Origin of the sequence: Cesiribacter sp. SM1 (assembly GCF_020178975.1) — a bacterium.
GTDB lineage: Bacteria > Bacteroidota > Bacteroidia > Cytophagales > Cyclobacteriaceae > Cesiribacter.
In genome coordinates this window covers 256,565-268,084 of record NZ_JAHXBU010000090.1, presented here as the reverse complement: position 1 = coordinate 268,084, position 11,520 = coordinate 256,565, and the positions used below count along the sequence as shown (strand labels likewise).

Genomic DNA, 11,520 nt, shown 5'->3' with positions numbered 1-11,520 from the left:
TAAAGTGCTATGAAATACATCTATGAACTGCATAAAACAATGCTGGCCAGGAACCTGATCCTCGTGTACGAGGGCGAATTCACCCAGGAGATCACCAAGTCAGTGCTGGCCATGGCCGAGCGCAACATGGACTCCATGGGCGAAGAATCTGGCATCAAACGCAAAGTGTTTAATGTAATGGTAGAGTGCTTGCAAAACATTGTAAAGCATAGCGAAGACCTGAACAAACAAATGGTTCAGAAGTCAACCGCAATCTTTATGATTGGCAAGCAGGACAATGCCTACATTATCACTTCCGGCAACCCTATTAAAAATGAAGATGTAGAGCATCTGAAAGGTAAGCTCGACCAGATTAACGGTCTGGACAAAGAAGGCCTGAAGCAGCTCTACAAAGACATTATCAAAAGCACCAGCTTATCTGAAAAAGGTGGCGCCGGTCTGGGCTTTGTAGACATGGCCCGTAAGTCGGGCAGTCCGCTTGAATACGACTTCGAAAAGCTGGATGATCAGTACTCCTTCTTTTCACTTCGTACCAAAATCGCTAAAGAATAGACTCCATAACCTTAACATCTAGTAAAACCATGCAAATTATAAACCTAGAAGGAACGGAGGACACTCCAAAAATAATACTGGATAAAAGCAACGGTATCTTCGAGATCAGCGGACGCTCGCTGCCCGAAGACTCTGCCGAGTTTTACCAGCCCGTTCTGGACTGGCTCGACGACTACAAGTCAAGCCCCAACCCTTCCACTGAATTTGTTTTCAAACTGGAGTACTTCAATACAGCTTCCTCCAAGCTGATCCTGGACCTGCTTTCGCAGCTGGAAGAGGTTGGCGGAGTTACCGTACACTGGTACTACCACGAAGACGACGAAGACATGCAGGAAGCCGGTGAGGAGTTCTCTGAACTGGTAGAAGTTCCTTTTGAATTCAGCACCTACTAATACCTACTAGTAAAAGGAACCGGAAAGTACCGGTTCCACTCCATGTGTAAAAGCACAAACGGAAACACCCTATCCCAGATTTAGTATTGCACTATGAGTGAGGAAATACTCAAGGCCCTTACCCAGTTATTTGCCATCATCACCAAACAAGATGGTGGCGCTACGGAAGTAGAACGTAACTTCGTAATTCGCTTTTTCCAGCAGGAGCTGGATCAGGACTCTATACGCGAATACCTGGAGCTTTATGATAAGTTCGTAGGCTATAACCAGGAGGAAGAGCCTGAAGAGGAAGCTGAGGAAGACAAGCAGAAAAAGGTACGGAAGTTAACCTCTGTGCGGGACTCTGTAAAAACCCTCGCCATTTGCAAAAAAATCAATAAAACCCTAACTCAGAAACAAAGGGTAGTAGTACTGATCAAGATCCTGGAGCTGGTGGCCTCTGATAAAAACTTCACGCCCCAGCGAATGGAGATCATCGACACCGTTTCTACCGTTTTCCGCTTTAAAAAGCAGGAGTACAAGCTCATTGAAAGCTTTGTGCTGGCTGCCAACAGCCAGTCGGTAAACTTTGAAGATATTCTGATTGTTGGCAATGGCCTGCAGGAAGTACTTGCCGATGCCGGCGTAAGTCCTGCAGAGCCAGAAGCCGACGATCTGAAGAAACATGTGTACACAGAACTTCACGGAGAGCTGATCTTCATGAAGGTGCAGAGTGTAGACATGTACTTTGTAAAGTACCTGGGACATGAGGAGGTAGTGCTGAATGGCTTTATCATGAAGCCGGAACAGGTATACCTGTACTCACATGGCAGCACCATAAAAACACCCAAGGGCGCTGCCTTGTATTACAGCGATATTACAAGCCATTTTAATTACGATGGCGTACAGGCAAAACTCTCTTACAATGCTGTAGATGTAGAGTTTCGCTTTGCCAATGGTGACTTGGGCCTGCGCGATATAAACATCAGCGAAGGTCCCGGTAACCTCATTGGTATAATGGGTGCCAGCGGTGCGGGTAAAACTACCCTGCTGAACGTGCTGGCAGGCATAGAAAAACCAACAGGTGGTAAAATCCTGATCAATGGCCTGGATTTAACCACCGATAAGGAAAAACTGCAGGGCGTAATAGGCTATGTATCCCAGGACGACCTGCTGATTGAAGAACTAACCGTTTATGAAAACCTCTTTTACAATGCCAAGCTTTGCTTTGCAGGCATGGCCAAAGAGGAGCTGCACAAGCGTGTAATACAGGTGCTGGAAAACCTGGGCCTGGAGCAGCGCAAAGACCTGCGCGTAGGCTCTGTGCTGGATAAAACCATTAGCGGTGGCCAGCGCAAACGCCTTAACATTGCCCTGGAACTGATCCGTGAGCCTTCTATCCTCTTTGTGGATGAGCCAACCTCCGGACTTTCCTCACGCGATTCTGAAAACGTAATTGACCTGCTGAAGGAGCTTTCGCTGAAAGGCAAGCTTATCTTCGTGGTAATTCACCAGCCTTCATCAGACATCTATAAGATGTTTGATAAGATGTACATCATGGATACCGGTGGATTCCCGGTATTTTATGGCAACCCGGTGGCAGCTGTCACCTACTTTAAAAAAGCAACCAACCAGGTAGATGGCGACCGTGGCCAGTGCCCTACCTGTAGCAATGTAAACCCCGAGCAGGTGTTTAACATTATAGAAGCCCGTGTGGTAGACGAGTACGGCCAGCTTACCAATAAACGTAAGGTAACGCCTGCCCAGTGGCACGAGCAGTTTCAGACTAAGTTTAAACTGGAGAAGGTGAGCGATGTGCAGGAGGAACCTCCGCGTAACCTCAACATCCCATCCCGTATAAAGCAGGCTGTAATTTTTGCCACCCGCGATACCCTGGCTAAAATCAACAACAAGCAGTACCTGCTGATTAACCTGCTGGAGGCACCGCTGCTTGCCCTGATCCTGTCTTTCATTATCCGCTACCATACCGGCGGCAGCTATATTTTCAGGTTTAACGAAAACATACCTGCCTTCCTGATGATGGCCATAGTGGTGGCGCTCTTTATGGGCTTAACCGTTAGTGCCGAAGAAATTATACGCGACCGTAAGATCCTGAAGCGCGAAAGCTTCCTGAACCTTAGCTGGAACAGCTACCTCATGAGCAAGCTGGCCATCCTGTTTACACTATCAGCCATACAGGCCTTTTGCTTTGTGCTGATCGGTAACCTGGTACTGGGCATCGATGGTATGCTCCTGCCCTTCTGGCTGGTGCTGTTCTCTGTAAGCTGTTTTGCCAACGTGCTCGGGTTAAACATCAGCTCTGCCTTTAACTCTGCCGTAACGGTTTACATTCTGATACCACTGCTGCTCATCCCGCAAATGATCTTAAGTGGTTTGCTCTTTCCGTTCGATAAGCTCAACAACACCATCAGCAACCGGGGTAAAGTACCTGTGGTGGCCGATGTAATGGCCTCGCGCTGGGCCTACGAAGCCATGGCTACCTACCAGTACAAGAACAATCCTTTCTCCATCTATAGCTTCCCCGTAGAATCAGACGCCCGCATGGCCGACTATAAGTCGAACTATTGGGTGGACAAGCTAAAGGAGGCTGTGGTGTATGTGGAAGAAAACAGGCTAAACACTACCGACAGTATTCAGCAGAAAGTGCTGGGCAAGCTCGCCCTGATCCGCAATGAAATAGGCAAAGAAAAGGTGCAGGCGGGGCTGGAAGGGCTTGATCTGGCACAGCTACAGCCTGCTTCTATCACCGATGCGCAAATTGCCGCCCTGGATGCTTACCTCGATAAAGTGCGTGCCCATTACATAGAACAGTACCAGCTGGCAGAAACCAAGCTGGAGAACCTGGTTGCTTTACGCAAACAGCATGAGGCCGATTTTGATGTGAACACCTACAAGGACAGGTATTACAATGAATCAATGACAGACCTGCTCCGCAACCTTGGTTCCGAAGACCGCATACTGGAGCAGAACGGAGAGCTGGTACAGTTAATTGACCCGATATATCATGTACCAAATAATCCAAAACATGCATTAGATTACAGGGCTCATTTCTTTGCTCCACAAAAGCACTTTTTGGGGTTCTATTTCGACACCTACTTATTCAATATTGTTGTAATCTGGCTTATGAGCGCTTCTTTATACCTAACACTGTATGCAGAGGCCCTAAGGAAGTTTCTTAAGCTTTTCAGTCGTTAATATTCGATTTTGGTGAGATTGTACTTATAAAGTACATCCCGATTGAGAATAAAGATTGATATTATAAATTTGTTACAATTTGCAGTACCCAATCATGAAAAAATTATCGCTGTTTTCTCTGATGCTACTGGCTCTGTGGTCTTGCGATTCGAATAAGCCAAGCGCAGATATTTACCAGGCAGCACTGGATAGCACCCGGCTCGCACAGCCCCAAATTTCAAATGAGGTAGTCCATGACATACTTCAGCAAATCCCTTCTCCCCTGGAGATTTCTGTTTTGCTGAAGGAAACAGGCACCCGTTACAACCAGTCCATGCTCAACAACCCTAAAGGTGTGAGCAAGTATAACACCAGCTATCAGAAGGCCATTAACCTTGGCATCTATGGCACAGACCTGGGTTATACCAACATTTATGAGCAAAACCAGGACGCCATCTTCTACCTGAACTCCATTAAGCAGCTTGCCGACGAGCTAAGCATTGGCCAGTTCTTTGATTTTGGCACCATCAAGCGTCTTGCCACCAACAGCAGCAACCTCGATTCGCTGCTTTACCTTACTACCAAGAACTTCAACAACATTAACGGATACCTGCAGGAGCAGAACCGCTCTAACCTGAGCATCCTGATTCTTACAGGTGGCTGGCTGGAAGCCCTCCATATAACCGCACAGGTAGCACAAACCAATCCCGATAACCAGATCCTGATTGAGCGTATCGGTGAGCAGAAAATGATCCTTGACAACATTATGCTCCTGCTAAGTTTCTACAGCGAAAGCAATGCAAACATGGCTCAGTACATGCAGATGTTCCAGCCCCTGGCAGAAGCTTACGAAAAAGTACAGATCATTAACACCTATGCAGAGCCCACCTTCGAAGAAGTAAATGGCATGCTGGTTGTAAAAGACAACAGTACCAGTGAGGTAAAAATTACCGCTGAGAACCTCAAGGAAATATCAGCTACTACTCAAGCAATACGTAACAAAATCATTAACTAGAATGGATATGAAAAGGATTTTCGCAACGTTTGGCTTTCTGGCATTCATTCTGTTAGCAGCCAATACAGCCTCAGCTCAGTGCGGTGCCTCCGATCTGGCAGACAACTGCATTACTCAAATGAGTGATGGCTTTAACTTTGTGAAAAGCTTTCCGATTGATGGAGAGAAGGGAGCCAAAAATAAGATTGAATACTCTTATGTATTTGCTAAAGGCACCGAATATGCCATTAATATTTGCACCGGCGGCGAAGCCCCCGATGGTATCATAGTTAGCCTCTACGATTCTAACCGCAGGCAGGTAACTACAAACCAGGCAAATGGTAAGCTTTTTAAGGGTGTGGTATATAACTGCAACTCTACCGGTATTTACTATATAACCTTTACATTCAAAGACTCTAATGCACATTGCGGTGGTAGTGTGCTGGGCTTCAGAAGATGATCAAAATCTACTAATCATAAGGGCAGGGGCTAGCATCCTGCCCTTTTTTGTTTTATTTGCGGCTTATGAATCAGCATTCCCTACGGTTTGAGTATGAGGCCCGGTATAGCACGCTGGGCGAACCCGGCAACAAAGCCTGGCTGGTATGCCACGGCTATGGCCAGCTGGCCCCTTATTTCATCAGGCACTTTGGCGCCCTTGCAGAGCTGGGCTACTACATTGTTGCCCCGGAGGGATTATCCCGCTTTTACATACAGGGCCACAGCGGCCGTGTGGGTGCCAGCTGGATGACACGCGAAGAACGCCTTACCGATATCAGCAATTACCTCCACTACCTGGATGCTGTAGCAGAACATTCCGGGCTAAGGGAGGCTGCTGAAATAAACCTGCTGGGTTTCTCCCAGGGTGTTGCTACCATTAGCCGCTGGGCCATGCACACACAGCTACAGTATAAAAAGCTGGTGCTGTGGGCCGGAGTGTTTCCGCCAGACCTGCCACCACAGCTAAGCAGTAGCCGCCTGGGGCAGGTAAGCCTCTACCAGGTGTGGGGAGCGCAGGATCCTTTCCTGAAAAGGGAAGAAACAGCAAAGCAGACTCTTTTTTTACAATCCCTGAATCCCCTCAAATATTCAGAATTAAGTTTTGAAGGAGAACATAGCATGCACAGCCCTACCCTGCTGAAGGTTGCTTCGGACTAAGCTGTAACAGATTGGTACCGGTTGCAGGAATGCTTACGCCTCCAGAATTGGCCAAAACAGGAATAGTAAGCCCTGTTGCACTCTAAACACGGTCACATTCCACATTAAGCTGCAAAAACCTAAAAAAAAGTACGTTATGTTGAGCTACTGCGCTAAGCTTGCTTATTTTGAGATTGTATAAAACCCATGCGAGCACTTCTGCTACTTTTGCTATCAATTGCGTTTGCTGTTCCGGCCCTGGCACAGCCCACTGCCTTTTGGCTGGAGGGTACCGTGCATGGCTATGAATGGGATCCTGGCAGAGGCGGCTTACTGAAAAAGAATAAACCTGCCGTTTTTGAAGGTACCCTCGATGGTGTTCGTATCAGCCTTTACCAGAACGAGCATCTTGTAGAAGAAGTGCTTACCGATGATAAGGGTAACTACAGCCTTCCCTTAGACTTTAACAAGCTCTATACCCTTATCATCACCAAAGAGGGATATAACAAAAATACGCTTCTGATAGATACCCGGGCCCTGCCAAAAAACATTCAGCAGGGTGGTTACCGCTTTGCAAGTGCAGAGTTTGTAGCCAACAGCTTTAAAAAGGGCCGTGATAAAAGCCTGGACCGTACGCTGGGCCGCCTGTATTACAATCCCTCCCAGCAGCAGTTTATCCTGGCTCCCACCGATAATAAATCCATAACAGGATCTTCTGCCGGCGCCAACACTGCAGATGCTGCCCTGGAACTCCTGGACAAGGCCCTGCAGAAGAATAATGCAGCCATAGCCAACTACAGGCCCGAGAGAGCCCGCAATGCCAGCCCAAAGCGAACTACCCAGCTGCCCACTACTGCAGTGCCCGCCACTGACCCAACAAGCAGCACTGACAGCCTGTCTCAAGTAACAGAAGACAGGCTAACGATATCCAGGAAGATTGACTTAGGGCCCTCTATAGAAAGTAGTATTGCCGATACAAGTGTAATCTCTACCAAGCAGGAAGCACTGCAGCAGGCCAAGGAACAGCTTGCAATAGATAAGCTGCTGCAACAAACAAAGTTCGACAGCCTGGAGATATTAAAACGTGAAGCCCAGATACAGGCAGCCGAGCAGGAAATACAAAATGCCCGGCTGCTAATTCAGACTCAGCAGGATAAACTACAGGCACAGCGCAATTCTCTTATTCTGCTGGTACTGCTCCTGATGCTGCTCATGGGTTTTCTGTACCTGGTTTACTCTTACTACCAGAATAAACAGCTGAACAACACTATCCTGGAGCAAAAGAACAAACAGATAACAGACAGCATTAACTATGCCCAGCGCATACAGCAGTCTATTCTGGTGGGAGAACGCACCCTTAAAAGCCATCTTTGCGACTCTTTTGTGCTGTCGCAGCCTCGAGATATTGTGAGCGGCGATTTCTACTTCTTTCATCCACATCCCAATGGCTACCTGCTTGCCGTTGCAGATTGTACCGGCCATGGGGTTCCGGGGGCTTTCATGTCGCTGATAGGCCACAGGCTGCTAAGGGAAATTGTTGCAGAAAAAGGCGTGACCGATCCTGCCCGCATACTTGATTTGCTGGATACGCAGGTGCAGGAAGTACTGCAGGGCGAAAAAGAGGGAGACATTCTGCAGGATGGTATGGACATATCGGTATGCCTTATAGATCCTGCCAACAGCACCATTACCTTTGCGGCAGCCATGAACCCAGCCTACCTGATAAACGGCTCCAGCCTGCAGGTGCTGCAGGCAGATATTAACTCGATAGGCGGCAAGGTGTTGAGGAACGGCCGTAAGCGGAATTTCACCAATAAGGCCACTGCCTACTCAAAAGGCAGTATGCTGTACCTTTTTTCTGATGGCTACATGGACCAGTTTGGTGAAGAACAGGACCAGAAATTTAATACCCGCAGGTTTAAGGATATGCTAATGCAGATGCAGACCCTGCCTGCCGAGAGCCAAAAGGAAATGGCTGATCAGACACTGAAAAGCTGGCAGGGCAAAATTCGCCAGACAGATGATATCATGCTGTTAGGCATAAGACTGCCTTAAGCGGTATTTAGGATATTTAAGGAAAACTTAAAGGCTGTATGCCTGCATAGAGAAGGGCAGATCTACCAGGCTCTCCATTTCACGGCCTTTCATCTCCATCAGCTCGTCGTCCTGGTTATAGCTCCATACTACCTGAACTTCCTTTCCCTCCTGCCGGTGCAGTTCTTCCAGCTTCAGCAAAATCATCAGTATTTGCTTTACAGAGCTTGAGTTAAAATACTCCAGTTCTATGGTTAACAAAGTAAGTTCTGGCTGCGCAGTTTCAGCATAACGGGCCACCCAATCGATCAGCGGCTTGTAAAAACTCTCTGCATTTTCCGGCAGTGAGCGTCCAGCTATGGAGAGTGTTCCATTCGGATCAAACTTTATAGCCGGGGTATCAGGCCTGCGTTCCAGATTTATAGTTTTTAGCATTTTATTGTTTTCTCTCAGATTGCGGTACTTAAGGTAAAGAATGAATGATGATCATCTACCGTTACAAAACTAAAATCAAAAGCGCCGGTACTGTAGCGCCCTGTTTCTATCAGCCCCAGGCCTGCTCCTCCTTTGGTACTGGCATGGGTATTTCTTAATTCCTGTTTATACAAATGCTGCAGCCCTCCTTTATCCAGTGCATTGATCTGTAAAAGGTGCTGCCGCAAAGTGGGTATTTTTTCCTGGGCAACAAAATTGCCGGCGCATAATAAGTACTGGCCTGCAGCTGTTCTGCATATGCATAACACACCCTCCTGGCGCCCGTGCCATGCAGCTCCATGCTTCATAATGTTCTGAAACAGCTCAACCAGCACGTATAAAACAGCTTTCTGCTTATACATATTAGGTCCCTGCCGGCTCATGTTATGCTCTATCATCTCCAGCACCGGCAGCATGGAATCCTGGGAGAAGTCGCTCTTATAAAGCAAAATTATCTGCTCTTCCTGCAGGTTGGCATACAACTGCTTGGTTACCTGCAGAGAGGCCACCGGTTGCCTCAGTGCTTTTTCTTCCTGCATGTGCAGCTGAAAGAAAAAGAGCGAATGTGCCTCATCCCTGTGCTCAAAATCGAACTGAAACTGCTGCCCCGAACGGCGTGCCATCTCAATTAATCCCAGCCCTGCGCCACCCTTATCAGAGTATTCTCCACCGGGCAGAATATCAAGATACATTTTTTTCAGCTCTAAGCTGTCGAGGCGGCTTAAATTTCCAAGCTTTGCCTGCAGGGGGCCTACCTTTTCGTTTCGAACAAGGTTAACAGAAGCTACTGCATACTTTTGGTTATGATGCCTGACCATGAACATGGGTGAGCCATGCTGCAGGCCCGGACCAGCCAGACCCGGCGGATGTACCTGGTGCCTGATCACATTCTGAAAGCACTCGGCAATCAGGAAACCAATCTTCCTGTTTACCTTGCCTCCCCCCGACTCATTTAACCTCCTGTCATTTAAGGCAATAAGTTTTTCGGTAATGTTATCACTAACATCTCCAAGGTAAAAAAGGCTAAGGCTATCTTCCTCAAGTGCCTGATAAAACTCATACACTTTAAATACCAGCATCTTTCTGTTTGCCTTTTCTGATTTATAGAAATGGCTTATTTATTAAAAATAGCATTATTTACTGATAAACATAAACGGAATTTGAAAATAAAACTTTTCGGCTGTATTCCATCTGTTTTTATGCTCTTCTTACCACGGTGGCACTAGCCTGATCGGTAGGCAGCAGCACCAGGTCGCTAATATTAACATGGGCAGGAAGCTGCAGGGTATACAGGATCACACTGGCAACATCTTCGGGCCTGAGCGGCTGCATACCTTTGTAAACCTGCGAGGCACGGTCTTCGTCGCCTTTAAAGCGCACAACAGAAAACTCAGTCTCTACCAGTCCGGGGTTGATGGCTGTAACTTTGATACCATAAGGGTTCAGGTCCATGAGCATGCCTTTGTTGATGGCATCAACGGCATGTTTGGAGGCGCAGTAAACATTACCCTTAGGGTACACCTCTTTGCCTGCTATGGAGCCTATGTTTACAATATGCCCCTGCTTGCGGCTGGTCATCTGAGGGATTACAGCTTTGCTCACATACAGCAGGCCTTTTACATTAATGTCCATCATGGCATCCCAGTCGTCGGGGTTTCCTTCCTGTATGGTATCGAGGCCATGGGCATTGCCAGCATTGTTGATGAGTACATCTATGGTAGCAAAGTCTTCCGGCAGGCCCTGTATGGCATTTTGCACTGCCTCCCGCTCCCGCACATCAAACACCAGGTAGTGTATGTCGGTAAGAGAAGACAACTCCTGGCTAAGCTGCTCCAGCCGCTCCTTGCGCCTGCCTGTTACAATTAGCCTGAAATCATGCTGTGCCAGCAGCCTGGCAGTAGCCAGGCCTATGCCAGAGGTAGCCCCTGTTACTAATACTGTTCTTTTGTTCATGCTTGAATGCTTAAGTGTTGGCAAGATAAAAAGTGGCAGGCATAAAAATAAAAAACTCCGGGCCTAAGCGCCGGAGTCTCCTATCAATATAAAAAGTTTTTTTTCTAAAGTGCTGCTGTTAGTTAAACACCAGGTAAATGCCTATCACCTGCGAGCCCATTCTATCAAAGGCACGGCTTAAATTATTGTTCCGGCTGTCCATTATATCTGTAAGGCCGTAGGAATAGCGGATTTCAGGAGAAAATTTAAAGAGCGGAAAAAAGAAATCGGCACCGAAGCCAATATCTGCAGTGGTGTTATTGCCATTCAGGCGCAGCCCGTTCTCACTGTTTTCTTCCTTTTGCTTTTTACCGGTTACATCAATGATCTGGGTAACACCCCCTGTTATAAACATACGGTGATTGCCCCTGCGCATCGATTTGTATTTAAATGAAATGGGTACATCTACGGTGGTAAAATCTGCCAGGGCATCCTTTACTGCTTCGTCATTAGGGGTTGTAGTCTGAAAGGAAAGCTTATAATCATAAAAAGCAACCTTTGGCATCAAACGGATATCCAGGTACTGTGCCACCTTAAAGTTTGTAAGAAAACCGATGGAAAAGCCAAAAGGACTACCTGTTGTGATATTGATCGTATCGCTGAAAGCTGCTTTCGTAAACTCTTCGGAGAACTTTGGCCTAAGGCTGGAGGTGTGCCCCCCTAACAGGAATCCAAACGAAATAAATCGAGTTTCGCCATAGGAAAGGTTTTCCTGATTCATGTTCACGGTTTCCTGCCCATGGGCAGAATAAGCAAACATGCTAAGCAATA

11 protein-coding genes are annotated in these 11,520 nt (G+C 47.2%); 7 read left to right on the top strand and 4 right to left on the bottom strand.

Annotation, left to right across the window (positions count from 1 at the left end; all coding sequences use genetic code 11):
• Positions 1-9: 9 nt before the first annotated feature.
• From KWJ01_RS17635 to KWJ01_RS17605, 7 genes are all read left to right on the top strand, one after another.
• The gene (locus tag KWJ01_RS17635; RefSeq protein ID WP_224998210.1) at positions 10-552 is read left to right on the top strand and encodes a SiaB family protein kinase; all 543 of its coding nucleotides are present in this window, start codon (positions 10-12) and stop codon (positions 550-552) included.
• A gap of 29 nt (positions 553-581) precedes the next feature.
• Entirely contained in the window at positions 582-944 is a 363-nt protein-coding gene (locus KWJ01_RS17630; RefSeq protein WP_224998208.1) for a DUF1987 domain-containing protein, read from the top strand.
• Between the two features lie 93 nt (positions 945-1,037).
• Positions 1,038-4,139 (top strand): ATP-binding cassette domain-containing protein, encoded by a 3,102-nt coding sequence (locus tag KWJ01_RS17625; protein ID WP_224998206.1) that lies wholly within the window; start codon positions 1,038-1,040, stop codon positions 4,137-4,139.
• Positions 4,140-4,233: 94 nt separating this feature from the next.
• Positions 4,234-5,133, top strand: coding sequence for an NAP domain-containing protein (locus KWJ01_RS17620; protein ID WP_224998205.1), 900 nt, complete (start codon positions 4,234-4,236; stop codon positions 5,131-5,133).
• A 7-nt stretch (positions 5,134-5,140) separates the two neighbouring features.
• The gene (locus tag KWJ01_RS17615) at positions 5,141-5,572 is read left to right on the top strand and encodes a hypothetical protein (RefSeq protein ID WP_224998203.1); all 432 of its coding nucleotides are present in this window, start codon (positions 5,141-5,143) and stop codon (positions 5,570-5,572) included.
• Positions 5,573-5,637: 65 nt separating this feature from the next.
• Entirely contained in the window at positions 5,638-6,270 is a 633-nt protein-coding gene (locus KWJ01_RS17610) for an alpha/beta hydrolase (RefSeq protein WP_224998202.1), read from the top strand.
• 186 nt (positions 6,271-6,456) lie between these two features.
• Positions 6,457-8,304, top strand: a complete 1,848-nt coding sequence (locus KWJ01_RS17605; protein ID WP_224998200.1) for a SpoIIE family protein phosphatase — start codon at positions 6,457-6,459, stop codon at positions 8,302-8,304.
• A gap of 27 nt (positions 8,305-8,331) precedes the next feature.
• Here KWJ01_RS17605 and KWJ01_RS17600 read toward each other — a convergent pair whose 3' ends face one another.
• From KWJ01_RS17600 to KWJ01_RS17585, 4 genes are all read right to left on the bottom strand, one after another.
• Positions 8,332-8,718 (bottom strand): DUF1987 domain-containing protein, encoded by a 387-nt coding sequence (locus KWJ01_RS17600; RefSeq protein ID WP_224998199.1) that lies wholly within the window; start codon positions 8,716-8,718, stop codon positions 8,332-8,334.
• A 14-nt stretch (positions 8,719-8,732) separates the two neighbouring features.
• Positions 8,733-9,836 carry a SiaB family protein kinase gene (locus KWJ01_RS17595; RefSeq protein WP_224998197.1) on the bottom strand — a complete coding sequence of 368 codons (1,104 nt, stop codon included), beginning with the start codon at positions 9,834-9,836 and terminating at the stop codon, positions 8,733-8,735.
• 118 nt (positions 9,837-9,954) lie between these two features.
• On the bottom strand, positions 9,955-10,710 hold the full coding sequence (locus KWJ01_RS17590) for an SDR family NAD(P)-dependent oxidoreductase (protein WP_224998195.1): 756 nt from the start codon (positions 10,708-10,710) through the stop codon (positions 9,955-9,957).
• Between the two features lie 118 nt (positions 10,711-10,828).
• On the bottom strand, positions 10,829-11,509 hold the full coding sequence (locus KWJ01_RS17585; RefSeq protein ID WP_224998193.1) for an outer membrane beta-barrel protein: 681 nt from the start codon (positions 11,507-11,509) through the stop codon (positions 10,829-10,831).
• Positions 11,510-11,520: the final 11 nt, after the last annotated feature.